General features: G+C 56.4%; 19 protein-coding genes. 16 read left to right on the forward strand and 3 right to left on the reverse strand.

Annotation, left to right across the window (positions count from 1 at the left end):
• The first annotated feature begins 91 nt into the window (after window positions 1-91).
• The 9 genes from AC5S16_RS17100 (at window position 92) to AC5S16_RS17140 (ending at window position 13,656) form a co-directional block, all read left to right on the forward strand.
• Window positions 92-643, forward strand: a complete 552-nt coding sequence (locus AC5S16_RS17100) for a GNAT family N-acetyltransferase (protein WP_493931314.1) — start codon at window positions 92-94, stop codon at window positions 641-643.
• A gap of 169 nt (window positions 644-812) precedes the next feature.
• Complete coding sequence (locus tag AC5S16_RS17105; RefSeq protein ID WP_493931315.1) at window positions 813-3,287, forward strand: ABC transporter permease; 2,475 nt, start codon at window positions 813-815, stop codon at window positions 3,285-3,287.
• Between the two features lie 19 nt (window positions 3,288-3,306).
• Window positions 3,307-5,745 (forward strand): ABC transporter permease, encoded by a 2,439-nt coding sequence (locus tag AC5S16_RS17110; RefSeq protein ID WP_493931316.1) that lies wholly within the window; start codon window positions 3,307-3,309, stop codon window positions 5,743-5,745.
• Between the two features lie 29 nt (window positions 5,746-5,774).
• On the forward strand, window positions 5,775-8,231 hold the full coding sequence (locus AC5S16_RS17115) for an ABC transporter permease (RefSeq protein WP_493931317.1): 2,457 nt from the start codon (window positions 5,775-5,777) through the stop codon (window positions 8,229-8,231).
• 282 nt (window positions 8,232-8,513) lie between these two features.
• Complete coding sequence (gene rpoD / locus AC5S16_RS17120) at window positions 8,514-10,205, forward strand: RNA polymerase sigma factor RpoD (RefSeq protein ID WP_493931318.1); 1,692 nt, start codon at window positions 8,514-8,516, stop codon at window positions 10,203-10,205.
• Between the two features lie 131 nt (window positions 10,206-10,336).
• Complete coding sequence (locus AC5S16_RS17125) at window positions 10,337-11,032, forward strand: response regulator (RefSeq protein WP_493931319.1); 696 nt, start codon at window positions 10,337-10,339, stop codon at window positions 11,030-11,032.
• Between the two features lie 3 nt (window positions 11,033-11,035).
• Window positions 11,036-12,427 carry an ATP-binding protein gene (locus AC5S16_RS17130; protein WP_493931320.1) on the forward strand — a complete coding sequence of 464 codons (1,392 nt, stop codon included), beginning with the start codon at window positions 11,036-11,038 and terminating at the stop codon, window positions 12,425-12,427.
• A gap of 57 nt (window positions 12,428-12,484) precedes the next feature.
• A complete protein-coding gene (locus AC5S16_RS17135; protein WP_493931321.1) occupies window positions 12,485-12,892 on the forward strand; it encodes a hypothetical protein in 408 nt (135 codons plus the stop codon).
• Window positions 12,893-13,080: 188 nt separating this feature from the next.
• Window positions 13,081-13,656 carry a DUF6580 family putative transport protein gene (locus tag AC5S16_RS17140; protein WP_493931322.1) on the forward strand — a complete coding sequence of 192 codons (576 nt, stop codon included), beginning with the start codon at window positions 13,081-13,083 and terminating at the stop codon, window positions 13,654-13,656.
• Between the two features lie 13 nt (window positions 13,657-13,669).
• Here AC5S16_RS17140 and AC5S16_RS17145 read toward each other — a convergent pair whose 3' ends face one another.
• Window positions 13,670-14,422 carry a helix-turn-helix domain-containing protein gene (locus AC5S16_RS17145; RefSeq protein ID WP_493931323.1) on the reverse strand — a complete coding sequence of 251 codons (753 nt, stop codon included), beginning with the start codon at window positions 14,420-14,422 and terminating at the stop codon, window positions 13,670-13,672.
• Window positions 14,423-14,652: 230 nt separating this feature from the next.
• Between AC5S16_RS17145 and AC5S16_RS17150 the strand changes: the two genes are divergently transcribed.
• The 4 genes from AC5S16_RS17150 to AC5S16_RS17165 all read left to right on the forward strand — a co-directional run bounded on the left by AC5S16_RS17150 (window position 14,653) and on the right by AC5S16_RS17165 (window position 18,846).
• Window positions 14,653-15,558: a TIGR01777 family oxidoreductase gene (locus AC5S16_RS17150; RefSeq protein ID WP_493931324.1), complete on the forward strand. Its 906-nt coding sequence runs from the start codon at window positions 14,653-14,655 to the stop codon at window positions 15,556-15,558.
• Window positions 15,559-15,756: 198 nt separating this feature from the next.
• Window positions 15,757-16,815 (forward strand): fibronectin type III domain-containing protein, encoded by a 1,059-nt coding sequence (locus AC5S16_RS17155; RefSeq protein ID WP_493931325.1) that lies wholly within the window; start codon window positions 15,757-15,759, stop codon window positions 16,813-16,815.
• A 160-nt stretch (window positions 16,816-16,975) separates the two neighbouring features.
• A complete protein-coding gene (locus AC5S16_RS17160; RefSeq protein WP_493931326.1) occupies window positions 16,976-17,767 on the forward strand; it encodes a fumarylacetoacetate hydrolase family protein in 792 nt (263 codons plus the stop codon).
• Between the two features lie 74 nt (window positions 17,768-17,841).
• On the forward strand, window positions 17,842-18,846 hold the full coding sequence (locus AC5S16_RS17165; RefSeq protein ID WP_493931327.1) for a transaldolase: 1,005 nt from the start codon (window positions 17,842-17,844) through the stop codon (window positions 18,844-18,846).
• Between the two features lie 74 nt (window positions 18,847-18,920).
• Here the strand turns inward: AC5S16_RS17165 and AC5S16_RS17170 are convergent, their stop codons facing one another.
• Together AC5S16_RS17170 and AC5S16_RS17175 are read right to left on the reverse strand one after the other, a co-directional pair.
• Window positions 18,921-21,578 carry an ABC transporter permease gene (locus tag AC5S16_RS17170; protein ID WP_493931328.1) on the reverse strand — a complete coding sequence of 886 codons (2,658 nt, stop codon included), beginning with the start codon at window positions 21,576-21,578 and terminating at the stop codon, window positions 18,921-18,923.
• 10 nt (window positions 21,579-21,588) lie between these two features.
• The gene (locus AC5S16_RS17175) at window positions 21,589-21,918 is read right to left on the reverse strand and encodes a PadR family transcriptional regulator (protein ID WP_493931329.1); all 330 of its coding nucleotides are present in this window, start codon (window positions 21,916-21,918) and stop codon (window positions 21,589-21,591) included.
• A 449-nt stretch (window positions 21,919-22,367) separates the two neighbouring features.
• Between AC5S16_RS17175 and AC5S16_RS17180 the strand changes: the two genes are divergently transcribed.
• From AC5S16_RS17180 to AC5S16_RS17190, 3 genes are all read left to right on the forward strand, one after another.
• Complete coding sequence (locus tag AC5S16_RS17180) at window positions 22,368-23,651, forward strand: hypothetical protein (RefSeq protein ID WP_493931330.1); 1,284 nt, start codon at window positions 22,368-22,370, stop codon at window positions 23,649-23,651.
• 214 nt (window positions 23,652-23,865) lie between these two features.
• Window positions 23,866-24,819: an NAD-dependent epimerase/dehydratase family protein gene (locus AC5S16_RS17185; RefSeq protein WP_493931331.1), complete on the forward strand. Its 954-nt coding sequence runs from the start codon at window positions 23,866-23,868 to the stop codon at window positions 24,817-24,819.
• A gap of 73 nt (window positions 24,820-24,892) precedes the next feature.
• On the forward strand, window positions 24,893-26,167 hold the full coding sequence (locus tag AC5S16_RS17190) for an NAD(P)/FAD-dependent oxidoreductase (RefSeq protein ID WP_493931332.1): 1,275 nt from the start codon (window positions 24,893-24,895) through the stop codon (window positions 26,165-26,167).
• Window positions 26,168-26,171: the final 4 nt, after the last annotated feature.

Raw genomic sequence — 26,171 nt, forward strand, 5'->3', positions numbered from 1 at the left:
TCGCTACATTTAAGCTGGATGCCAGGTGCCCCAGGTTCGCGGAGCTAACCTGGGGTAGTTTGAAAATGCTCCCTGAATGCATCCAGAGGCCATGAAGCTAGTTATCCGCCCGCTCACGCCCGACCTGTGGCCTGCGCTCGAAGACCTTTTTGGCGAAAGAGGCGCATGCAATGGCTGCTGGTGCATGTACTGGCGGATCGGCGCAGCCTACCGCAAGAGGCCGCGCGAGGAAAACAAGACAGCGTTTCGTGAAGTGGTGGAAAAGGGTCCGCCGCCCGGCCTGCTCGCCTTCGACGGAGACCTGCCCGTAGGCTGGTGCCAGCTGACGCCGCGCTACGCCGTGCCCTGGCTCGATCGAGAATGGCGACTGAAGCGCATTGACGATCTCCCCGTCTGGTCGCTCTCCTGTCTCTACGTGCGCAAGGGCTACCGCAGGCGAGGTGTGACCTCGTCCTTGATTCAAGAAGCATTGAAGATAGCCAGACGGGCCAAAGCGCCAGCGCTCGAAGCCTATCCCTTCGACGCAGCCGTCTCCCCCAGTGCCACCGGAACGGGTTATGTCTCCACCTTCACCCGTGCCGGATTCAGGACAGTCGTCCGCCGCATCCCGGCACGCCCCATCATGCGTCACGACCTGAAGTAAGTCTCATCCGTGTCCATTTACGAACGCCCAAGTTCGCGAATGGACACAAGTAGTTACCTTTCGTCCTCATCTCTGTCTTTCCAATCAGGCACTTAACAGAGGTTTAAAGTGGGCTGAAAATTGCCACTCCTGAGGGTCAATCGAAGTGCTTTTTCCCTGGAGGCGCTCTGTGCACACCCTTCTGCAGGACGTCCACTACGCCCTGCGTCAGATGCGGAACCATCCCGGCTTTGCCCTGACTGTAGTTATCACTTTGGCACTTGGGGTCGGAGCCAACACCGCCATTTTCAGCGTAATGAACGCCGTACTTCTGCGGACTTTGCCTGTCCGCGATCCGCAGCAGCTCTTCTATCTGACGCATCAGCATAACCCTCCTAACGTTGGTGATACAGGAGATACTCAGTTAACCTACGGCATCAATGTCTACAACCGGCTGCGCGAAGACCGGGCTGTTTTTGCGGACGTAATCGCTTATGTCCCGCTCTCCTCCACGAAGACTGCAATCCGCTATGGCGATTCGCCTGAAGAAGTAGCAGCCGACGAAGTCAGCGGGAACTTCTTTAATGCATTAGGCGTAAACATGTCCGCCGGACAGGCCTTTGCGTCCGAAGATGAGGACAGGCACTCGCCGGTTGCAGTCCTTAGCTACGGGTATTGGAACCGCCGCTTCAACCGCGATCCTCAGGTCATTGGCAAGACACTTTACATCAATGGCGCACCCTTCACCATCACTGGAGTCGCCGCTCAGCATTTTTACGGAGTGGAATCTGGTGGTATGGCAACAGATATCTGGGTGCCTTTGCAGAATCGTCCTGAAACTCCCGCCTGGGGTACGCCAGATCGCACACTGTACGGCAACCCCAACTGGTGGAACCTGATGCTGATGGCGCGTCTCAAGCCCGGCGTTTCTCGGCAACAGGCCCTGGCGCATATCAATCCGGTTTTTGCTCATGCCGCATATGAAACCATCGGAAAAGACGTAAAGCCTGGCAGTGAAAAACTGGAACTGGAACTCGCTCCGGCAAAAGGACTGGGCACAGCCAACAGAGACTACGAAGCGCCTCTGCGTGTGTTGATGGGCATGGTCACACTGGTGCTTGTCATTGCCTGCGTCAATATCATCATGCTGCTCGTTGCACGCAATTCCGTGCGTGAGCGCGAGTTTTCTCTCCGTCTTGCTCTGGGAGCGAGTCGTATGCCGCTCTTCCGCCAGTTGCTGGCGGAGAGCGCGATCCTTGTTACAGCAGGAGCGTTGCTCGGCTGGTTCTTTGCTGTCGAGGCCACGCGCTTGCTCGCCCTTTGGTCACGACTCGAAGTGAGCCTCGCCCCTGATACCAGGGTGCTTGCCTTTACACTGTGTATCTCTGTTCTGGCCGCAGCAGTCTTTGGACTTGCTCCGTTGCGCGCGGCTGCCAACGCCCCCATTACGCTCGTGCTGCGCTCTTCCGGCATGCAGGCCACTGCCAGCCGCAGCCGCATGCTTGCAGGGAAAGTCCTTATCGCCATTCAGATGGCTCTCTGCGTGATGCTGTTATTTGCTTCGGGACTGCTGGTGCGCACCTTGCGTAACTATCAGAATGTCGATCTGGGCATGCAGGCCGGCAGCGTGCTTGCCTTTGGCGCCCATCCCGTCGGCGTGCATAACTATGCGCAGACCCTCGCTTTCTACACCCAGCTCATCAACCGTATTCGACTGTTGCCTGGAGTCCAGTCCGCAACACTTTCCGGCAATCGACCCGGCTCGGGCTGGAGTGACAACAATGAATTGATCCTCGATGGCCACACGTATCCCTTCGACATGGACAGTAAAACATGGCTGCGCAGCAATGGAGTAGGGCCCGACTATTTCCATACATTGGGTATTCCTGTTCTTGCCGGACGTGATATCCGCGAATCCGACACGCAGGCAGCGCAGCGTGTTGCCGTCGTGAACCAGACCCTGGTAGACCGCTTCCTGAAAAACACGAATCCTCTTGGGCATACGCTTGGTGATCCGAAGCATCCGGTGACGATTGTTGGCGTTGTCCGCGACAATAAGTACAGCTCCACGGATGAAGATCCGATGCCCATGGCCTGGTACAGCTACCAGCAGTCGGACTCCATCGGGAACAAGAATGTGGAGGTCCGCACCACAGGAAACCCCATTGCATTGCTTCCGGCAATTCGCCGCATCGTCCGCGAGATAGATCCCAATGCGCCGCTTGATAAGCCTGAGGTGTTACAGGCTCAGTTTGAAGAAACCTATCTCATGCCTGCGCTCTTCGCCCGCCTGGCAGTCTTTTTCGGCGGACTCGCAGCGCTTCTAGTAGCTGTGGGACTCTACGGAACACTCTCTTATCGCGTAAGCCGCCGCACGCTCGAAATCGGCGTGCGCATGGCCCTGGGTGCGCCGCGCTTGCAGGTGCTCTGGATGGTCCTGCGCGATAGTCTCCTACTGGTTGCAGTGGGACTAGCCGTGGGACTGCCGCTGACATGGTTTGCCTCGAAACTTATGGCCTCGATGCTCTATAAGCTCTCTGCGCATGATCCATGGAGTCTGATCGCCGCCGGAGCAGGCGTATTAATGATCTCTGTTGCTGCAGCCCTCATTCCAGCGCGAAGGGCCGCACGAGTTGAACCGATGGAGGCGCTGCGCACGAAATAAGAACCCGAAAGGGGAATTTATGACCACGTTGTTGCAGGACATCCGCTATGCCTTTCGCCAGATGCAAAGCCATCCTGGTTTTGCGCTGACAGCGATCCTCTCACTGGCGTTTGGCATTGGCGCTACGGTTTCGGTCTTCAGCATTATCTATGCGGTGTTGATGAATCCCTGGCCGTACGACGGCGCACAGCGTATCGCTAATATTACTTTGCTGGATAAATCCGGAAACGACCAGGGCTATGGACTCAACGGCCCGCAGACGCGTGAGCTGGCCAAGGCCAAATCGCTAGAACACGTGGTGGCCTTCAATGGCTGGAACCTGACCATTACCGGAAGCGATGTCCCGGAAGATGTTCAGGCCATATATTTCACCGGCAATCTATTCCAGATGCTCGGCATTCAACCCATGGCCGGACGGTTCTTTTTCCCGTCTGATGCTCCCGACGGCCAAGACCCGCAACCTGTCCTTGTCCTGGGTTACCAGTTCTGGAAGCGCCACTATAACGGTGACCGCTCCATCGTCGGCAAAACGATACAGCTCGTGCATAAGACATACACGGTGATCGGCATTATGCCGCCTCATGCGGATTTCATGGGGCCGGATGTGTATCTTCCGCTGAAGATGTCTTCCTCAATCACTGAGCAGTACGGCACATCGATCAAGCTCAAGCCCGGCATGTCGCAGGCCGCAGCTGAGGCCGAATTGCGGACCTACTTCCAGGAGTTCGCGAAACAGACGCCCGATCACTTTCCCAAGCAATACAAGCTGCAGATACAGAACCTGGACTATTGGGTGAACCACCGGCTTGGCAAAACTCTTTACGTGCTGTTTGGCGCAGTGGGATTGCTGCTGGCCATCGGCTGCGGAAATGTCTCTATTCTTCTGCTGGCGCGCGGAACTGCCCGCCAGCATGAGTTTGCCGTGCGTTCAGCTGTAGGAGCCAGCAGTTCCCGCATTGTCCGACAGCTTCTGACAGAATCTCTGCTGCTTGCTCTTACCGGCGCCGCACTCGGAGTGCTCCTGTCTTACCTGAGCCTTCAATTCATGATCGCGCGCCTGCCGCAGAATTCGTTCCCGAATGAAGCGGATTTCCACCTGCACTTGCCGATTCTGTTGTTCAGCGTAGGCCTTGCGTTGCTTACCGGAATCTTGTTCGGCATGTTTCCCGCGCTGCAGTTTGCGCGTCCGGAAATCAACCAGGTCATGCAATCGAGCACGAGGAAAGTGGCCGGCAGCGTTCGCGGCAAGCATATGCACAATGCGCTCATTGCCGGGCAGATTGCTTTGACGCTTCTGCTGCTCACCGCCGCCGGTGCGGCCATCGAGGGTTTTGTGCGCATGATGCGCGTCAATCTCGGTTATAGTCCGCACAATGTCATGTCCGTCGGCATTCCAATTCACGAAAATACTTTTTCTACCTGGGCGGAGCGCATGAACTATTTCACGCAGCTTCGCGAGAAAATTGCCACCCTGCCGGATGTACTCTCCACGGGCATCTCGACAAATGCAACTCCTCCCGACAGCGGCTGGAATCAGCCTTTCGAAGTGCTTGGGAAAACCGCGACGGAAGACCAGAAAGCAAGTGTCAATTTTGTAGACTCGCGTTATTTCAGCACACTGCAGATTCCACTCCGGCAAGGGCGGCTTTGGGATGCAACAGAACTTGCTCATGGCGCGCCGATGGCGGTTGTGAATGAGGTTTTCGCCAGGCACTACTATCCAAACGGCGACATCCTCGGGCATTCGGTAAAGATCGCCTCACTCAAGAGTGAGCCGCCCAACCATCTCTGCGCGCCCGGCAGTGACGGCTGGCTGCAGATCATCGGAGTGACTGCCGATGTGCTCGATGACGGCCTGGACAAGCCGGTGAGGCCCGCAATTTACCTGCCCTATTCACTGAACATGTGGATGTGGACCCAGATTCTGGTGCGCAGCCGGATCGACCCGCGCAGCGTCCTGCACAGCGTCAAACAGAAGATTATTTCCGTGAACCCTGACCAGCAAGCCACGCTTTGGGACGACGGAGTTCTCGAATCATGGATCAAGAACCAGCAGGTATGGCAGAGAGGCCGGCTGGTTTCCATCCTGTTTGCCGCTTTTTCCATACTTGCGCTGGCCCTGGCCGCAGTTGGCCTCTATAGCGTCGTTTCCTATTCGGTCGTTCAGCGGACCAACGAGTTCGGTATCCGTATGGCTCTAGGAGCCCAGAAAGCGGATGTGCTGAAAATCGTGCTGGCCTCGGCGGGAGTAAGTGTTGGCTTGGGTATTGTGGCGGGATTAGGCCTCAGTTTTGGACTAAGCCGCCTGATCGGGCTTTGGGTTGAGAATGCCAGCCACAACCCTATGCTGATCTTAGCGGCTTGTTTTCTGCTGCTTGCAGTTGCCCTGCTGGCTTGTCTGCTGCCCGCGAGACGGGCTTCCTCCGTCGATCCGATGACGGCTTTGCGGTGCGAATAAATATTGCGAATAAATATAAGGAGACACCTGTGCATACACTTCTGCAAGATGTCCATTATGCTCTTCGCCAGTTACGCAATCATCCCGGCTTTGCGCTGACGGCGATTCTTTCGCTTGCGCTCGGAATCGGCGCGACTGTGTCAGTTTTCAGCATTATCTATGCCGTGCTGGTGAATCCATATCCATATGCGGATGCTGACCGTATTGTGCTTCTTCAGGTGAGGACCGATCCCGGAAATTTCGACTGGCCTGGCTTCACCAGCACTCAATTGCGCGAACTGGAGAAAACCCACGCAATTGAAAAATTATCGGGCAGGCAAATCTGGAACTTGACCGTTACCGAGCATGATGTTCCCGAGAATGTGACGGCCTCATATCAGACAGGCGATTCCTTTCCCATGCTGGGAATGGCGCCTTTGCTGGGGCGTAATCTTGGCCCTTCTGATTCTCCTTATGGGCAGGAACCACAGCCTGTTGTCATGCTGAATTACAAATTCTGGCAACGGCATTTCAATGGGGATTCGTCTGTCATTGGCCAGACATTGGAACTAGTCCACAAGAAATACACCATCATCGGCGTAACGCAGCCTCGCTTCGGATGGGGCGGCAATGGCGGAAGAATTGACGTTTACTTGCCGCTGAAACTTTCAGATGACTTGTCTGCGGGGATTGGCTTTATCGCTTATGCAAAATTGAGACCCGGAGTTACGCGCGCTGCGGCAAACGCCGAATTGCAGCCGCTCCTGGAGCAGTTTGCGAAGGAAACACCATCTCACTTCCCAAAACATTTCAAGGTAGACGTCCAAAGGCTGAAAGATGGGACTATTCGTAACCTGGGCAGCACGTTTTACCTGTTGTTTTCAGCAGTAGCGATGTTGTTGCTGATCGGTTGCGCCAATGTTTCCATTCTGCTGCTCGCGCGCGCCTCAGCCCGCCAGCATGAGTTTGCGGTACGTTCCGCGGTAGGAGCAAGTAGCGCTCGCATTGTTCGGCAATTGCTTACTGAATCTCTGCTATTGGCATTTACTGGCACGGGATTAGGTGTGCTTCTGTCCTACCGCACACTGGGGCTGATCGTGGCATGGCTGCCTGCAAGCTCATTCCCGAACGAAGCTAATTTCCACGTTAATATTCCGGTTCTTGCTTTTAGTGTAGGACTGGCATTGCTGACTGGAGTGCTCTTCGGAATGTATCCGGCATTGCAGATGGCCAAGCCGGAAATCAATCAGGTCATGCAATCGGGTACGCAGAAAGTGGCAGGCAGCATATGGGGAAAAGCACTACACAGGTTTTTGATCGCCGGACAAATTGCGCTGACGCTGTTATTGCTCACTGCGGCCAGCGCGGCCATTGAAGGTTTTGTGCGCATGATGCGCGAGCCTCTCGGCTACGATCCGCATAACGTGATGGCAGCCGGCATTGCGGTGCACGAGAATGCCTTTACCCAATGGACAGAGCGGGTAAATTATTTCGATCAGCTGCGCAAGAAAATTGCTGAATTGCCGGATGTTGTTTCTACCGGAATCTCCTCAAGCGGGACTCCACCCGAAACTGGCTGGAATCAGGCTGTAGAGATATTAGGAAAGCCATCCAACGAAGACCAGAAGGTACAAATTAGCTTTGTCGACTCGGGATATTTCGGTACGTTGCGTATTCCTCTGGTAGAAGGACGCATCTGGAGTTCAACAGAAATAGCGCACGCAACACAAATGGTCCTGGTCAATCAGTCGTTTGTGAAGCTCTATTCTCCAAGTAGTGACATCCTGGGGCATTCATTAAAGGTCCCGGGTGTGAAAAGCACGTCGCCCTATGTATTGGCCGCGCCGGGAAGTGATGGCTGGATGCAGGTGATCGGTGTTGTTGCGGATGCGCTGAATGACGGTCTGGACAAACCTGTTCAGCCGGCAGTTTATATGCCGTACAGCACATTTATGTGGATGGGTACGCAGATCCTCATCCGCAGCCGCGTTGAACCGCAATCCATCCTGCACAGCATCAAAAAGCAGGTCGCTTCCGTAAATCCGGACCAGCAGGTAAGTGTGTGGGACAACGCCTTTTTAGAAAGCTGGATCAGGCAAGAGCCAGAATGGGCGCGCGGACGATTGATTTCAGTTTTGTTCGCAGCCTTTTCCATCCTGGCGCTTGCTCTGGCAGCCGTTGGTCTCTATAGCGTGGTTTCATACTCGGTTGTCCAACGGACCAATGAATTCGGCATCCGCATGGCTCTGGGCGCGCAAAAGAGCGATGTCATAAAAATCGTGCTGGCTTCGGCTGGAGTGAGCGTTGGCTTGGGTATCGGAGTTGGCTTGGGACTTAGTTTTGGATTGAACCGGCTCATCGGGCGTTGGCTTGAAAATGCCGGCCATAGCCCATTTCTGGTCTTAGTCGCCTGTTTTCTGCTACTTGCAGTTGCCTTGCTGGCATGTTTGCTGCCCGCGAGACGGGCTTCTTCGGTCGATCCGATGACGGCTTTGCGGTGTGAATGAGTGGGTGCCGAAGGCACGTGTGCCTGGACGGCCAGTCCCCACGAAACAAAATGCAAGTCTCATACATCTAAAGTATTGGGATCAGAGAAGAGCGGACTCAGAAAATGTATGATATTAGGCCTGTTGAGCCGTCTTGTCCGTGGTATTCTATAAGTCTTTGGTGGACGTGCGCCTTTTACCCTGCGACCTGATCGCTCGGGACATGCCTGATATGGCCTCAACCGCACCTCGTCCGATCCAAGCACAGTAGATCCGAATTTTTTCCCGGAGGGGGAAACTCGCTTGGCGATGGAAGACAAGTACGAGGATGACATCCAGAAACTGATTGATACAGGCAAGGAAAAGGGCTATCTCACCTATGGTGAAGTCAACGACCTGATTCCGAATGACCTGAATTCACCAGACGATCTCGACGACCTGATCACCACGATCGGGACGCAGGGGATTGATCTGCTCGATGAGGGCGGCCCCAAGTTTGGCGGCGACCGGTACGAAGAAGGCGAAGAAGGCGAAGACGTTGAGCTCGACCTGACTCCGGGCACCCTTGAAAAAACCAATGACCCCGTCCGCATGTACCTGCGCGAGATGGGCACCGTGCCGCTGCTGACGCGCGAAGGCGAAGTCGAAATCGCGAAGCGCATCGAGCGCGGACAGCTGCGGGTGATGAAGGCGATTTCGCGCTCGCCCATTGTGATCCGCGAAATCGTTGCGCTCGGCGAAGACCTGAAGCGCGGCGTGCGCAACATCAAGGAAGTGGTGATCTTCGACGAAGAAGAGATCACCGAGGAAGTGCTGCAGGCGCGCGTCAAGCAGACCGTATCGAAGATCGACACGTTGGTCAAGCATCAGAAGAAGGCCGCGCAGTTTGAAGAGAAGCTCGAAGCTATTGCCGGCCAGAAGACCAAGGCCAAGGAGCAGCGCAAGCTGCGCTGGTCCATCGCCCGCGAGCGCATCTACGGCCACCGCATCATCCGCGAGCTCAAGTACACCAACCAGGAGCGCAAGCGGCTGCTCGACAAGGTCAACAAGACCGTCGACTCCATGCGCATGCTCGAGCGCCAGATCAAGTCGCTCGACCAGAAGTACGATGCCTCGAAGAGCGAGGAGCTCAGGAAGGAATACCGCCGCCAGCAGAAGAACTGCAAGGTTGATCTCGAAAAGCTGGAGCAGGAAGCCGGCGTCTCGATCGCTGAACTCAAGCGCACGCAGCGCGAGATGATCCAGGGCGACATGGACGCCGAGCAGGCCAAGCGCGAGCTCATCGAAGCCAACCTCCGTCTCGTGGTGTCGATCGCGAAGAAGTACACCAATCGCGGTCTCCAGTTCCTCGACCTGATTCAGGAAGGCAACATCGGCCTGATGAAGGCGGTCGACAAATTCGAGTACCGTCGCGGTTACAAATTCTCGACCTATGCAACGTGGTGGATCCGCCAGGCCATTACCCGCGCCATCGCGGACCAGGCCCGCACGATCCGCATCCCGGTGCACATGATCGAGACGATCAACAAGCTCATCCGCACCTCGCGTCAGCTGGTGCAGGAGCTGGGCCGTGAGCCTACCTCGGAAGAGATCGCGCGCCGCATGGACATCCCTGTCGCGAAGGTCCGCAAGGTCCTTAAGATCGCTCAGGAGCCCATCTCGCTCGAAACGCCGATCGGCGAAGAAGAAGATTCGCACCTTGGCGACTTCATTGAAGACCGCCAGGCCGTATCGCCTTCCGACGCCGTCATCAGCGTCAACCTGAAGGAATACACTTCGCAGGTGCTGCGCACGCTCACGCCGCGCGAAGAGCGCGTCATCAAGATGCGCTTCGGCCTCGAAGACGGCTCCGAGCATACGCTTGAAGAAGTGGGCCAGAGCTTCCAGGTTACGCGCGAGCGGATCCGTCAGATCGAAGCCAAGGCGCTGCGCAAGCTGCGCCACCCGTCGCGGTCTCGCAAGCTGCGCGCCTTCGTGGATGTAGTCGAAGAGTAAGCGTCTGCAGCAATCACTGTTCAAGCCCCGCCAGAAAAATTGGCGGGGCTTTTGCTTTTTCAAGGCAAAAGTAAAGTTGTGTAAATACCCCTCCATACGCCAAGCCGATGAACTAGCATCAAGTCGAAGGCATGGATCGGGTCCTGATCGTCGACGATGATGTGGAGCTGTGCCGGCTCCTCGTCGAACGGCTGAGCAACGAAGGCTTTGCCATCGAAGCCGTGCATGACGGGCCGCGTGGATTGGAGCGCGCCGCTTCCCGCGAGCATGCTCTCGTCATCCTCGATCTCATGCTGCCGGGGATGGGCGGCATCGATGTCCTGCGCCGTTTACGCGCGCAGTCTTCTGTACCGGTGCTCATTCTCACGGCGCGCGGCGAAGATGTAGAGCGAATTCTGGGCCTCGAAATCGGCGCCGACGATTATCTGCCCAAGCCCTTCAACCCGCGCGAACTCATCGCCCGGCTGCGTGCTATTTTGAGGCGAACCCAGCGATCCGATGCGACGTCGAATCCGCTTACTGTCGGAGATATCCGCCTCGATCCTGCTGCGCGTGAGGCATGGCTCAACGAAACTCCTCTGCAGCTGACCAGCGTGGAGTTCACTTTGCTCGAAACGCTCATGCACGATGCCGGACGAGTAGTAACACGCGAACATCTCACCGAGACTGTTCTCGGGCGAAAGCTCGGCCCTTTCGATCGCGTCATCGATGTGCACGTCAGTAATGTGCGCAAGAAGCTCGGACCTGCGACAGCAGGCGACCGGATCAAGGCAGTAAGAGGAAGCGGCTATCTCTTCGTGGCGCGGTCTATTGCGACGCCGAGTTAACGTATGCGCAGCCTCTTCTTCAAGATCTTCATGTGGTTCTGGGTCACGGTGATTGTCACCGGCACCGCATTAATCCTCACTTTTGTTCTTGAGCCCCACAGTGTTCCTTCGCGTTGGCGTGCGAGCCTGATCCAAATGGCGCACTCATCCGGATCGCTTGCAGTCGAAGAAGTAGAGCGAGGAGGTATTTCTGCTGGATCGGCTTATGTCGAGCGCCTGGAAAATGAGACGCAGCTCAAAGCCTGCCTCTTTGATCTTGCCGGAACTCCGATCGCCGGTACCGGCTGCGACACGTTTGCCGACATGTTTTCACACCTCAACAATACAGGTAGGCCCAGGCCGCCGATTTTCATCATGAAATACGGCATCGCCCGCGTTGCCATATTGCTTCAAGGCGGCAGCGGCCGCAAATACATCTTTGCCACCGAACTTCCCGCCGGCCCTCGCACGGCACTCGGCGCTATGCCAATAGGAATCCTGCTGCGATGGGGCATAGCGCTTCTCGTTTCGGGTTCTGTCTGCTATCTGCTCACTCGCTATCTCACCCGTCCTATCCTGCAGCTGCGCGAGGCGTCACAGCAGTTGGCCTCCGGCAACCTGAGCACACGCGCCGCTCCCGCCATCGAGAACCGCCGTGATGAGCTCGGAGGCCTGGTGCGCGACTTCAACATCATGGCCGACCGCATCGAAGGACTTCTCTCCCGCCAGCGCCAGCTCATCTACGACATCTCGCACGAATTGCGCTCTCCGCTCGCCCGGTTGAATGTGGCCCTCGATCTTGCCCGCCAGAGAAAAGGCAATGATCCATCCTTCGATCACATGGAGCAGGACATGGCCCGACTGAACGAGATGATCGAGCGCATCCTTACCCTTGCCCGTCTCGATACATCGGCTGCGCCGGTCGAGATGAAGCCCGTAAACCTGACCGCGCTCGTCACCAAAATTGTGAACGATGCCAGCTTTGAATCACAGGAACGCAACGGTAAAGTCACATTCGAGGCGGGACAGGAATATTTCATCAAAGGAAACGAGGAGCTGCTGTCGAGCGCCATCGAAAACGTGGTTCGCAATGCTGTTCGCTATACGGCGGATGGCGCGCCGGTTGAGATCAGGATCAGGCGCCGCGATACAGATGACGAACCGCGCGTCTCTCTTTCCATCCGCGATCACGGACCCGGCGTTCCGGAAAATGAGCTGGCCAATATCTTTCAGCCCTTCTATCGCGTAGCCGATGCGCGCGACCGCGAATCCGGAGGAACCGGCCTTGGGCTTGCCATTGCTGACCGCGTCGTCCGCATTCACGGCGGCGTGATTCGCGCCGAGAATGCTGCCCCGCAGGGCCTGCGCGTTGAAATCTACCTGCCGTTGCTGGATTACAGAACTTTACCAACCTGAACTAATCTTTATCGCACGCCTCGAAGCCCGGTGCTGAGATGGAATCGAGGTGCATCCATGAATCGCAAAAAGCTCGCTTCTGTATTCGCAGTCGCCGTCCTCAGCAGCATGCTGTCGCAAAAGGCTACAGCCCAGGCGATCACTGTAAAAGCTCCCTTTGCCTTCAGCGCGGGAAGCCAGGAATTTCCCGCCGGGACTTACCAGTTTATCCGTCTCTCCGACTGGGCTCTCTCCATTCGCAACGTGAATAGCGGGAGCCCGAGATTCTTCCCGTTGCATCCCGCAGCCGCTCAATCGCCGGAATCAGCCGCCGGCGCGAGCTTCCGCCTCCATGGTGATGGAAGTAAGTCGCTGCAGACCGTCTACGTGCCCGGTGCTGAGCACTCGCTCGAACTGATTGGGCAGGCCAAGGCAAAGCGCGAAACAAAATCAGCCCTTGCATTCATCGCAGCCAGCGCAAAATGACGGAGTGGCTCCCATCGCGTGCTCGCTACCGGGGCCCTCCTGCGGTCTGAAGGCTTCATCCGCACACGGCCCTATGACAGAGGAAGCGTTTCGTTTCAGGCAATGTTTCAGCAGGAACAAAACTCGTTTTGACCCTCTATCCTTCGCCTTTTTTGCTACTAGGATCGCCGCCTTAAACATGAAATAATATGGACTCTAACGTTCTGCCTGAGGGTACGAAGATGTCCGCTTATCTTCTCGTTCTGTTTGCGATTCTGAGCCGTGTGATCGTGGCTTCGCATCACGACTGGCTCAATTTCACTGCCGTTGGTGGTTCGCTGCTTTTCTTTGGCGCACGCCGTTCGCCGGGACAGGCCGTTCTGCCGCTGGCCGCTTTCATGGTCACGGATTACTTCATGACCACCCGGTATTACAACTACCCGTTCCATGTGCAGGATTACCTGGTGACTTGGGCATGGTACGCCGCAGTTGCCATCCTTGGACATCTGCTGCTGAACGGCCATCTGTCTGCGCGGCGCATCGCGACGGCCGTGGTGCTGTCGTCCACCTCATTCTTTCTGGCAAGTAATTTTGTAGCGTGGAATGTGCTGCCGGGAATGTATCCGCACACCTTCAGCGGACTGATGTCAGCCTATGTTGCAGGTCTGCCGTTCTATCGTAATGACCTGCTCTCGACGGGCGTCGTAACAGGACTGGCCTTCGGGCTTCCGGTACTGGCGCGGCAGCTCACTCCCCACGCCATTCCCGTAGCAAAGACCCGATAGGTTCGACGGAGTTTTAAGGCGCTGGCCGGAAGACCGGCGTTCTCATCGCCTCAACCTTGCCCCCATTCCGTGGCGCTTCCGGCGGATGGGGAAGCCGTGGGCCTACAGGTGTACCGATGGGCCGCAGGTGTACCGCAGGCTGGGGCGCGGACTGATGCATGCTCACGATCACGACCTTGGCTGCATTCTTTCCGGCGCAGCGGTAGGAATGCGGCGTGCTCGCGTCGAAATAAACGCCGTCGCCGGCTTCAAGAACATGGGTCCTATCTCCATGCCTGATCTCAAGCTCGCCCTCAAGCACATAAAGAAATTCGCAGCCCGGGTGGACATGTGATTGCACTGGTCCAGGTTTCTTCAGCGGAATGAACTCCGCATAGTAGGGATCGAGCTGCCGGTCCGGTACCATGAAGCCCATGCTTTCGAAGTAGTACGTAGGGTCATCCACTCCGGTCTGCGGCAGGCGCACGCGCTCATTCTTTTTGTGGATGCGGAAGACTGTATGTGGTTCGGATTCGAAGAAGTAAGAGAGGTCTTTTCCGAAGACGATTGCGATCCGGGCCAGATTGCGCAGAGTGGGAACAACACGGCCGGTTTCAAGCTGAGAAAGAAAACTTGCCGAAAGCCCCGTGTGTCTGCCTAATTCCACCAGCCCCATCGATTTCTTGAGGCGCAATCGTTTGATGCGCTCGCCGATATGCTTTTCTGCTATAAAGGCTTCAGCGCTTCCCGGGTCAATCTGCTTTTCGCTTTCCTGTTTCCTGTTCATAGTTTCTTCCCCGGTGGAATAACAAAATTGATGCTATGAAATTCCATTCGCGTTTGTCTTGGTAAATAAATATTTTCACCGCATCGATAACGGTTTCACCACCTGGAACACAGTTGTGCTCCGGTTGTTGAGAATCGTAAGCCATTTCAGAAGGATATTTTGTCTCGGAATTGTCATTTCCCGGTCAATCTGTTGCCTCAATATGGGCATCAGACATTCTTAAGAAAACAATGAGAATTCTTATAAGTGGATCATCCGGGTTGATCGGATCAACTCTTGTTCGTGTTTTCACTCAAGGAGGGCATTCCGTAATCAGGCTCGTTCGCAACCGCGAGCCGTATGACGCGAAGGAGCTCAGCTGGTACTCCGACCGCCCGGTCGTGAACATCTCCCAGCTGGAAAATTTCGACGCAGTCGTGCACCTGGCAGGTGCAAACGTGGCCGCACGCCGCTGGACACCCGAATACAAAGAAGTGATTTTTCGCAGCCGCGTGAACAACACGCATGAGCTTGCCGGGATCCTTGCGCGATTGAGAAAGCCGCCGAAGGTCTTTGTCTGCGCTTCGGCCATCGGCATCTACGGCAACCGTGGAGACGAAATACTCACCGAGCAGTCCGCGCCCGGCTCCGGTTTTCTGGCCCAGACATGCGTGGCCTGGGAAGAGGCGACGCAGCCCGCATGCAAGGCCGGCATCCGTGTCGTGCAGATGCGCATGGGCATGGTGCTTTCGCCGGAAGGCGGCGCGCTCGAACGGCTCCTTCCCGTCTTCCGACGAGGCATGGGAGGACGAATCGGTTCCGGCAAGCAATGGATGAGCTGGGTTTCTCTTGTTGACGTTGTCCGCGCGGTCTCTTCGATTCTTCAAAACGAAAAAATCTCAGGTCCGGTCAATGTGGTGGCGCCCTATCCGGTGACAAACGCCGAGTTCACGCGCACGCTGGCGCACGCCATCCATCGCCCGTCCATATTTCCCATGCCGACCTTCGCTCTGCGTGCTGCGCTGGGTGGATTTGCCGAAGAAGGCCTGTTGGCCAGCACGCGCGTCCTCCCAACAAAACTCACGTGGCCAGGATTCCGCTTCATCCACCCGAAACTGGCAGGTGCATTTGAGGCAATGTTCTCTAAATCAAAGTAGGGGATGCAGAATCCCCCCGAACGAGCTCGGTGCTCTCTGTGTTCGGAGCCTGTCCTGAGCGAAGCCGATGGTGAAGAAGTCTTGCAGCTCCCGGCATACTTAGCGTCTTGGCGGTTGATTTTTCGGGCGGTGAAGTTCTGCTACGCTGAAAACGGAATGAGACAGTGCGCGCGGGCTTCACTTTTTATCTGGATCAGTATGTCCGCCGTGCTGCCTCTGCTCACTTCCTGCGCTCTCGAAACAGCGCCGCAGGCCCCGAGCCTCTACCTTCCCCGGCCTGTCACCGACCTGACCGTCACACGCGCCGGCAACGACGTTCACCTCCACTGGACCATGCCCGAGCGCGCCACCGATCGTGTAAAACTCGAAGGCGACCAGCAGACCACCATCTGCCGCAGCGTTGCCGGCAGCGCATGCGAGTCGGCCGGAAAGGCAAAATACGCGCCCGGAGCCCAGGCTGATTTCACTGACCATCTGCCAGCGCAATTTACATCTGGCCCGCAGCGGCTACTTATCTACACTGTCGAATTGAGCAACCGCAAAGGCCACAACGCCGGCCCGTCGAATCCTGCCTGGACGGCTTCCGGAGCAGCACCTGCAGCCGCAGCCGGTTTAGTCGCGCAGGTACGCGGCGATGGCGTTCTTCTCCAGTGGCAGCCGGCACAGGATACAGGCAACCTGATCCGCATCCAGCGCACTATCGTTCCCAAATCCGGAGCGCCCGCCAAGCCCACATCTGAAACAACGCGCAAGGGAGCCGTAGCACCTCCGCAGCAGATGCTTGAAGTCCCATACACACCGCAGCACGACCCGGCCCACGCCTTTGACAAGGATGCGGCCTTCAACCAGGTCTACCGCTATACGGCGCAGCGCATCACCGCAGTCGAGCTGAGCGGTCACAAGGTCGAGGTCGCCAGCACCCTGAGCGAAACCATCACCACCGACACACGCGATGTCTTCCCGCCCGCCGTCCCCACGGACCTGACCGCCGTAGCCAGTCCTGATGAGCATGCCATCAACCTTCTATGGACCGCGAATACTGAAAACGACCTCGCCGGATACATCGTTTATCGGCACGAGGCTGGATCGAGCGCCGCGCCTATCCGCATTTCGCCGCAGCAGCCTGTCGCTGGCCCGGCGTTCCGCGACGCAGCGGCAAAACCAGGCGTCCGCTACGCATACTCGGTAAGCGCCATTGACCAGGACCACAACGAAAGCTCCCGCTCACAGGAAGTAGAAGAAACCCTGCCCCAATGAATGACGAGCGGACACGAAGATTACAAATTTAATCGGCGAGATTGATATCCTCTGTGAGGCTCTGTGCACTCTGTAGTGGAAAGAAGTTTTCCTTGGCGAAATCTTGGCGTACTTAGCGTCTTGACGGTTGATTTTTCTGTACTAGAAACGGGAGATACCAATGAAATACTGCCGCTTCCAATCCGACTTCGGCCCACAATACGGCGAGATCATCGACCGCAATGGCGCGCCCTGGATCGAGCGCCTGCTGCCTCCCTTTGAAGAAGACCCATGGACGAAGTTCGCCAACGAGGCCATCGATCCCGTCCCGCTCGAACGCGCCGCGCTTCTGCCGCCCGTCGTGCCTTCAAAGATCGTCTGCATTGGACGCAACTACCGCGAGCACGCCGCCGAGCTCGGCAATGAAGTCCCCAAAGAGCCGCTGCTCTTCCTCAAGGCTCCATCATCGGTCATCGCCCACAAGCAGGAGATTCGTATCCCTGAAATTTCCCAGCGAGTCGATTTTGAAGGCGAACTTGCCGTCGTCATCGGCAAGCGCTGTTCCAAGATCGGCCCTGATGAAGATGTTCGTCAATATATCCGCGGCTATACCATCGTCAACGACGTTACTGCCCGCGATCTGCAAAAGTCCGATGGCCAGTGGTCGCGCGCCAAGGGCCTTGACACTTTCTGTCCGGCTGGTCCGCTTGTGACTGATGAGATCGACCCCGAAGCCGGCATCCGTGTCCAGACACGTCTCAATGGCGACCTGAAACAGGACGGCAACACGCACGATCTCATCTTCCCCATAGTCCATCTGCTGCGCCACATCACCGCCGCCATGACGCTCTATCCCGGCGATTTAATCCCTACTGGAACGCCCTCCGGCGTGGCGCCCATGCAGCCCGGAGACAGCGTCGAAGTCACGATTGAAGGGATTGCAACACTATCAAATCCCGTCGTCGTGGGATAATCGTAGGTGAGACCGCAATTCGCCCCGGCGCATCTAATAGACATAAGCGCGGGCAAACCCCATGAGGAGGAATTATGGCAAAGAGTCTGCTTGAACAGCTCCGTACCATGACGACTGTTGTCGCCGATACCGGAGACATTGAAGCCATCGAGAAGGTCAAGCCACAGGATGCGACCACCAATCCGTCGCTCATCACGGCTGCCGCACAGATGCCGCAGTACCAGTCGATTGTGGACGGAACGCTGCTTGACGCACGCAAGTCGCTGGGCGACGGCGCTGCCGATAAGGAGGTAGCGAATCTTGCCTTCAAGCACCTCGCCATTGAGTTTGGCAAACGGATTCTGGCCGTCATCCCGGGCCGCGTTTCGACTGAAGTCGACGCCCGCCTCTCCTTCGACACGGAAGGCACGATGAAGGTGGCCCGCGAAATCATCGGCCTTTACGAAAAGGCCGGAATTTCGCGCGAGCGCATCCTTATCAAGATCGCCTCCACCTGGGAAGGCATCCGCGCTGCCGAGCAGCTTGAAAAGGAAGGGATTCACTGCAACCTGACGCTGCTCTTCGGCCTGCACCAGGCTATTGCCTGCGCAGAAGCCAAGGTCACCCTGGTTTCGCCCTTCGTCGGCCGCATCCTCGACTGGTACAAAAAGGACACGGGCAAGGACTACAAGGGTGCAGACGACCCGGGCGTGCAGTCCGTCACCCGCATCTTCAACTACTACAAGAAGTTCGGCTATAAGACGCTGGTCATGGGCGCGAGCTTCCGCAATACGGGCGAGATCATCGAACTTGCCGGCTCTGACCTGCTGACCATCTCGCCGCACCTGCTCGAAGAGCTCCAGGCTGCACAGGGCGAGCTCCCGCGCAAGCTCGATCCTGAAAAGGCGAAGGGCCTCGAGATCGAAAAGCTCACCATCGACAAGGCGACCTTCGACAAGATGCACGCCGAAGACCGCATGGCACACGACAAGCTGAAAGAGGGCATCGAAGGCTTCAGCAAGGCGCTCGAAAACCTCGAGCAGCTCCTGGCCAAGCGTCTCGCTGAGCTCGAATCACGCCAGCCTGTAAGCGCCGACTGAGCAGATTTCCGAATCAACTAAAAAGAGGCAGCCTTTTAGGCTGCCTCTTTTATTGCCCCAAAATTGTCTCGCCATTATTCATAGCGCAGCGCTACCAGCGGATCGACCCTCGACGCTCGAAGCGCCGGAAGAATGCAGGCGCAGCTTGCACTGAGTATGAAAAGCAGAACGACCGAGACGAGGATCAGTGGATTGTGCGAATGGTTGTCCGTCCATTGGGCCAGGAACTTCTGCGAGGCGAGCGCGATGATCAATCCGCAAGCCAGTCCGCTGCCCACTGTGACGGCAACACTGCGGGCGACAATCCACAGTACATGTCCTCGCTGCGCGCCGAGCGCCATGCGGATTCCGAATTCATTCGTTCGCTGCGTAACGCTGTAGGAAATGACGCTGTACAGGCCAATGAGCGCGAGGGCCAGCGCCAGTCCGGAAAAAACCGCGAAGAGTATGGAAAACATGCGCTGCTGACGCCAGCCCGGCTCCCGCTCCATCAGTCCCTGAAGGTCACGCACATTGCCACCTATCTGCTGGTCGCGATTCACTGACTGAACAGCAAGGCGCACATCTTGCAGCATCGCTAGCGGCGCTCCCTGGGTTCGAATAAGGAACTGCGTTCTCATTGTCACAAGACGGGTGCTGGGCATATAAAGCGCCGCCTGCACAGGCCTGTCCGGGCCGTCGTTTGCGGAGTCTCCCACCACTCCAATTACCTGGAGCCAGCCGTTGGTGTCGGGAACGCCGACCGTGTAGGGAGGATCAGGAGAGGTGGCTCTGAGATCAGGCATGCGAATCTGCTGCCCAATCGCGTCGCCTTTGGGGAAATGGTGGCGGGCAAGCGTCTGATTAATGACCGCAACCGCAGCGCCGCGAGTCTCTTCACTCTCGTCCCAGATGCGGCCATGGAGCAGTGGAATTCGCAGCGTGGAGAAATAGCCCGGTCCGACACTATTGAGCCGAAAATGCTGCTGGCTGGCAAAAGGCATACCGAGAACTTCGAAGGTAAGGTCCCACCCGCTGCTGGGCGGTGTCGCATTCACGCTGGTGGCTACCTCGGTAACCCCGGGGATAACAGCGATCTTCTGGCGCAATGTTTCGAAGTAAGAAATGCGCGTCTCTCTTGTCAGCAGAGAATTACGATGTAATGGAATGGACACAGACATCACATGTGTCGGGTCGTAGCCAAAATTGCGATGCATCAGTTCCATGAAGCTTCCGATGGCGGCCCCGGCCGCGCTCATCATGACGATCGTGAGAGTAATCTGCGAGGCGATCAGGATATTCAGTGATCTGGTCTGGCTCGGGCGCCCGGTGACTTTGCGCGCTGTGGCCTGCATCACCTGCGAGACATCGGGCCGCGACATGCGCAGCGAAGGAATGAGCCCGAAGAGAAGTCCGCTGAAAGCCGCAAGCCCAATCGAAAATACAAGAATGGGCAGGTTGATCTCAATGACGGACTCGTGCATGAAGACGTCAGGAAACAGCGAGAAGATAAGCTTGGCCAGCCAGTAGGCAAGCACAATTCCAAGCATGGAACCTGTGACAGCAAGCATCAGAGCTTCAACCAGCAGCTGGTGGACAATGCGATAGCGGCTCGCGCCGAGCGCAGTGCGGACAGCCAGCTCACTCTGACGCGCCATGCCGCGGGCAAGAAGCAGAATAGAGCAATTCGCGCACCCAATGATGAGCAGTACAGCCACCGCAATGAAGAGAAGAGCCAGTGCACGCCCCATGGTCTCGAGGATGCGGTCGGAGATGTGCTGAAAATGTATTCGGAAATGCTTCGGAAAACCATACGGCATGGCAAGCTGGTGAAACAATGACTCGATTTCAGCATCTGCCATAGCAAGACTAACGCCGGGCCTGAGCTTCATCACTGGAACGAGATTGCGCTCACGCTCAGGCAGCAGCGAGGCAGGAACATAAACATCAGGCCACCATGCATAGTTCCTGGGCATGACGCCGACAATGGTGTAAGGTCTGTGGTCGATTTCCAGCGCTTGACCTAATACATCGCGGTCGCCATTGTAGTGGCGCATCCAGAAGTTATAGTCCAGAACAACCGGCGCCTGTTGGCCGGCAGTGTTCGCATCGGAAAGCTGCAGATTACGGCCCAGCACCGGCGTGACTCGCAGAAAATTCCCAATATTTTCGGTGACGTAAGTGATAGAGACATCTTCAGGAACATCGTGGCCTGTGATCTCTCCATTCATGTTTTGTGAGCCAACCACATCTTCAATGGAGTTTGCCTTGAGCAGTTGCTGATACTGTGGCCAGTGAAGCGATAACCACCACACAGGCGATCCAGGCAGATCATCATTGAAATAGGCAGGGTAGGTGAGGCGCTGCCAGTCCGCATAAGGTACGGGATGCAGCAGCACTGCATAAATGAGGCTGAACATCGAAGTGGTTGCGCCAATCCCCAGCGCAAGCGAGAGGATTGCTACAGAAGTGAATCCTGGATTTTTTGCCAGCGAGCGCAAGCCATAACGAATGTCCTGCAGCAAGCCCTCCGCAACCGATTCCCATCCAGCCGCCGCGACTTTCTCTTTTACTGTTTCCACGCTCCCCATCTCTGCTCGCGCCGCCCGTCGCGCCTGTTCCGGAGTCATGCCGCGGCGAATCTTTTCCGTCGTGGATGCTTCAATAAAGCCCTGCAGCTCTTCATCCATCTCACGGCTGTGCTCATCTTTGTGAAAGGCGGCCTTCAGTCCGGTAAGCAGATTGCGCAGCATGCACCCTCCGTCAGGCTTCCAGGATTCTGGCAATGGCGGCGACCTGACGCCCCCATGCCTGGGTCTCATCTTGAAGGGCCTTGTGCCCATGCTCAGTCAGCAGATAGTACCTGGCTCGCCGGTTGTTCTCCGTAGCGCGCCACTCGGATTGAATGCGGCCGTCTCTCTCAAGGCGGCTGAGAGCAGGAAAGAGCGACCCTGGATTGACGCAGAAGACTCCATGGCTCATCTGCTCGATCCGCAAAGCAATGCCGTAGCCGTGCATAGGCTCGAGAGCCAGGGTCTTCAGGACAAGCATCTCAAGTGTGCCCTGAACAAGATCGCTGGGTTTTCCGGACATGCAGTCTCCCCTAGATGATCTAGAGTGACCTCGACTCGTCTAGATTGTCAAGAGGAAGCAGAGATTTTGGCATGAAGCAATAAACAGCAGGCAGCCCACTCCCTCGTTGGTAACTAAAGAATGAGGCGTAGAGTGAAGAATGTTTATGGATAATAAAAACTACGTATTCCGACATAAACCATGACATCCAAGATTTCCAGCCAGGAGAAGGGGAGTCCTCGTGTTCCGGTAAGCCAGGGCGCCCGGCAATGGACGACCATCCTGCTGCTTCTAGCCCTGCTGTTTCCGACTCTTGCCTCTTTCGGCATCCTGTACCGCACGGCACCTGTAGTTCCATACCAGGATGACTACAATGCGAGAAGAAACTTGAAGCAATCTGATTCCGATTGTGGCAAGGCGGACATACATCTTGTGCGGTGCGTTAGCAGCTTTATCTCTATAGGAGAAGGATGATGTTGGGCTACCTACGTGAGAAGATCAAAAAACTTGAAAGCCTGACGGCAAAAGACGAGTACAAAGGCTTAGATACCAAATGGCAGATTGTGGTGTTCGCAGTTGCAATTCCTCTAATTTACAGCCGCAATCCAAGTCTATTCACACATGCGCAGTTCTATGCAGAGGATGGAATCAGATGGTACGCAGACGCATATAATCTGGGCGGTCTACATTCGCTCATAATGTCTAACGTTGGCTATTATGTCCTCCTCGAGCGGCTCGGTGCAGCGATTTCGTTGCTGGTGCCGTTGTCGTTTGCGCCGCTTATCATGGCGTTCATAGGGATGATTGTGCAATGGCTCCCGATAGCGATTCTGCTGTCGCCACGATGCTGCCGGCTGGCCCCATTCATAATACGCGTACTGTTTGCAGCAGCTTATCTTGAGCTTCCTAATGCCGGCGAGATCCATGTTGTCTTGACCAACGCCATGTGGCATCTTGCCTTGGCCGCGGTCTTGCTGGCAGTAGCGACCTCCCCGAAAGCGTGGCCGGGGCATCTCTTCGATTGCATCGTGATAACGTTCGCTGCTCTAAGCGGACCGTTCTGCATATTCCTTACACCTGTTATCTTCGTCTTCTGGTGGTTCCGCCGTCAGTCCTGGAGCCTGATGATACTAGTAATATCAGCGGTTTGCACGATCGCCCAACTTCTTTCATTAGCCCACTATCAAGGCAATCGGCTTGTCGAAACGCTCGGGGCTACCCCTCAACTCTTCGTGCGAATGATCGGTGGGAACGTCTTTACCGCAGCAATTTTGGGCGCGCATAGATTTGCGGTCTTACTGCCATTCGCTCTACTCCTCGTCATCTTTATGGGTGGAGTCACCATTTGTCTGTATTGCTTGCGTCATGCCAGTCTCGAACTGAGGCTCGTTATCGTATACGGCGTGGCAATACTCCTCGCTGGACTACGCAGCCCACTTGCCTCTGGGCAAGGATCTCCATGGCAGGTGCTCGCACAGGCTGGCGGTAGTAGGTACTGGTTTTTCAGTTCTCTTGTCTTTGTTTGGGCCTCAGTCTGGTGTGCGCTGCGTGCTTCAGCTAGACCGTTACGGCTGGCCGGGACTCTTGCACTCGTTTTTATGCCTGTGGGCCTCGTTGCAGGCTGGAGGTATAAGGCATTTCCTGATGAGCATTTTGAGGTCTATGCGCAGCAGGTGCAAAAAGCAAGACCAGGACAACATGTTGTTATTCCAATCGTGCCGGTTCCATGGACAATGGAACTCATAAAGAGATAGCGGCTTGGTGTCTAAAACGTCATCGGTTATTTGCGCACAGCGGCAATCGGATTCCCTTTCCCTTTATCCGGTAGTGTGGAATCTACATGGGTCAAAGGTCGAGCGCTGCAAGCCCGCTGAGGTTGCCCCCGAAACAAAGAGGCCCTAGAAGGAGAAGATGGTAAAGGGAGAGGCGAAACCTGACTCTTCGCTCGCCTCCTTGACGCTTGAAAATATGGCAGAAACAAAGAATGGAAAGATCATCATCACCGGGGCTGCCGGTCTTGTCGGACAGAACCTGATTCCCCGATTGACGGCAAAGGGCTTCCAGGGAATCGTCGCTATCGACAAACACCCCACCAATGTAAAAATCCTAGAGCAATATCACCCTGAGGTTCGTGTGCTCCACAACGATCTGGCCGATGGGACTCAGGTGAGCGCGTGGGAAGCGGAGATGGCTGACTGCCGCGCGCTGGTGATCGGGCATGCGCAGATCGGGGGTATCGAAGCGAAGGAGTATATACGCAACAATGTCGAAGCCACGGAGCGCCTTCTAGAGGCAGCGGTGCGGCACAAGGTTCCTTACATCGTGAGCATCTCGTCGTCGGTGGTGAATTCGATGGCGGTGGACAACTACACGGAAACGAAGAAGGCGCAGGAGGCTCTGGTTGCCGCGAGCGGGATCAAGCAGGTGGTGCTGCGGCCGACGCTGATGTTCGGATGGTTCGACAGAAAGCATGTGGGATGGTTAGCGAGATTTATGCAGCGCGTCCCGGTCTTTCCTATTCCCGGCTCGGGGAAATTTCTGCGCCAGCCGCTCTATGCCGCGGACTTCTGCGAGATTATTGTCTCTTCGCTGATGAATGAAAAAACGGGAGCCTACAACATCACAGGGCAGGAGCGGATTGATTACATCGACCTGATCCGCGCAGTAAAGAGAGCAATAGGCGCAAAGACGCATCTGCAGAAGATTCCATACAGCGTGTTCTGGGGGCTGCTGAAGGTGAACTCGTTCTTTGACCGGAACCCGGCATTCACGGTCAAGCAGCTTCAGGCGCTGGTAACGCCGGATGTCTTTGAAGTGATTGACTGGCCTGGAATCTTTGGAGTGCGGGCGACGCCGCTCGAGCAGGCTCTGGAGGAGACCTTCCGGGATCCCGTGTATTCGCGGGTCGTTTTAGATTTTTAGTTCTTCTTATGACTGGTTCTGAATTTTTGCTGCTGCGGAATTTCTCAAGAGGTGCATTATCGCAAACGTTGTTGTGATTGGATCAGGAGTGATGGGGCTGGCTGCGGCCTTTCATGCCCTCAATGCTGGACATACGGTGGAAGTGCTGGAGGCAGCTCCCGAGCCGGGGGGAATGGCCGCGCACTTTGATCTGGCCGGGCTGTCGATTGAGCGGTTTTACCATTTCATCTGCAAGAGCGACCAGCCGACGATGGAGCTACTCGAAGAGCTTGGTATCCGCGACCGGCTGCGGTGGCGAGACACATCGATGGGGATCTTTACCGGCGGGCAGTTGCACGCATGGGGGACGCCGGTAGCGCTGCTGAGCTTTGACGAGATCGGCCTCATCTCACGGTTGAGGTATGCAGCATTCGCGTTTCTTTCCGTGCGCCGCGACCGTTGGGACTCGATCGAGACCGAGTCAGCGCGTTCGTGGATCACGCGGTGGTGCGGCACAGAAGTCTATGACCGGCTGTGGAGGCCCTTGTTCGAGCTCAAGTTTTACCGCTATGCGGACAACATCTCGGCTGCATGGATCTGGACGCGAATCCGGAGAGTGGGACGGTCTCGCCGTTCCATGATGCAGGAAGAGCTGGGGTATCTCGAAGGCGGCAGCCAGACCCTGGTAGATGCGCTGTGCGCGGCAATTTTGGAGCGCGGCGGGCGCATCTCGACAGGCTGCGGGGCAGAGAAGGTTGTAGTGGAAAATGGCCGGGTGACGGGCGTGCTGACTCGCGGAGGTCCGGTCACGGCAGATGCGGTGATTTCGACTGTGCCGACGCCTTTGATTGCGGCTATGGTTCCTGACCTGCCGGAAGATTGGAAGCAGCGCTACGATTCGATTATCAATACAGGCATCTGTTGCCTGGTTTTCAAGCTGAAGCGTTCGATCACTCCGCACTTTTGGGTGAACATCAGCGAGCCGGACATTGCGGTTCCCGGGATTATCGAGTTTTCAAACCTGAGGCCGGTGGAAGGGGCGAGCGTGGTGTATGTTCCCTATTACATGCCGACCGACCATCCGAAGTTCAGCTGGACGGACGAGGCGCTGCTCGATGAGGCTTTCGGATATTTGCAGAGGGTAAATCCGGCGCTGACGAAGGAAGACTTGATTGCGACACATGTCGCGCGTCTTCGTTATGCGCAGCCGGTGTGCGAGCCGGGGTTTGCCGCGAAGCTTCCGCCGGTAGAGACGCCGATTCAGGGGCTGCAGATTGCCGATACCTGTTTTTACTATCCGGAGGATCGGGGGGTGTCGGAGAGCGTGCGCTTCGGCAAGGAGATGGCGGGGCGGTTGCCGAAGGCTTGAGGTG

It is taken from the genome of Acidobacterium sp. FHG110202_01, from assembly GCF_059115305.1.

Excerpts from the sequence above, each read along its gene's own strand:
- AC5S16_RS17170 (WP_493931328.1), bottom strand. The coding sequence starts at position 21,578 with ATGCTGCGCAATCTGCTTACCGGACTGAAGGCCGCCTTTCACAAAGAT.
- AC5S16_RS17145 (WP_493931323.1), bottom strand. The coding sequence starts at position 14,422 with ATGAACAGGAAACAGGAAAGCGAAAAGCAGATTGACCCGGGAAGCGCT.
- AC5S16_RS17140 (WP_493931322.1), top strand. The coding sequence starts at position 13,081 with ATGGACTCTAACGTTCTGCCTGAGGGTACGAAGATGTCCGCTTATCTT.
- AC5S16_RS17180 (WP_493931330.1), top strand. The coding sequence starts at position 22,368 with ATGATGTTGGGCTACCTACGTGAGAAGATCAAAAAACTTGAAAGCCTG.
- AC5S16_RS17155 (WP_493931325.1), top strand. The coding sequence starts at position 15,757 with ATGTCCGCCGTGCTGCCTCTGCTCACTTCCTGCGCTCTCGAAACAGCG.
- AC5S16_RS17160 (WP_493931326.1), top strand. The coding sequence starts at position 16,976 with ATGAAATACTGCCGCTTCCAATCCGACTTCGGCCCACAATACGGCGAG.
- AC5S16_RS17125 (WP_493931319.1), top strand. The coding sequence starts at position 10,337 with ATGGATCGGGTCCTGATCGTCGACGATGATGTGGAGCTGTGCCGGCTC.
- AC5S16_RS17185 (WP_493931331.1), top strand. The coding sequence starts at position 23,866 with ATGGCAGAAACAAAGAATGGAAAGATCATCATCACCGGGGCTGCCGGT.
- AC5S16_RS17135 (WP_493931321.1), top strand. The coding sequence starts at position 12,485 with ATGAATCGCAAAAAGCTCGCTTCTGTATTCGCAGTCGCCGTCCTCAGC.
- AC5S16_RS17130 (WP_493931320.1), top strand. The coding sequence starts at position 11,036 with ATGCGCAGCCTCTTCTTCAAGATCTTCATGTGGTTCTGGGTCACGGTG.
- AC5S16_RS17165 (WP_493931327.1), top strand. The coding sequence starts at position 17,842 with ATGGCAAAGAGTCTGCTTGAACAGCTCCGTACCATGACGACTGTTGTC.
- AC5S16_RS17110 (WP_493931316.1), top strand. The coding sequence starts at position 3,307 with ATGACCACGTTGTTGCAGGACATCCGCTATGCCTTTCGCCAGATGCAA.
- AC5S16_RS17175 (WP_493931329.1), bottom strand. The coding sequence starts at position 21,918 with ATGTCCGGAAAACCCAGCGATCTTGTTCAGGGCACACTTGAGATGCTT.
- AC5S16_RS17150 (WP_493931324.1), top strand. The coding sequence starts at position 14,653 with ATGAGAATTCTTATAAGTGGATCATCCGGGTTGATCGGATCAACTCTT.
- AC5S16_RS17100 (WP_493931314.1), top strand. The coding sequence starts at position 92 with ATGAAGCTAGTTATCCGCCCGCTCACGCCCGACCTGTGGCCTGCGCTC.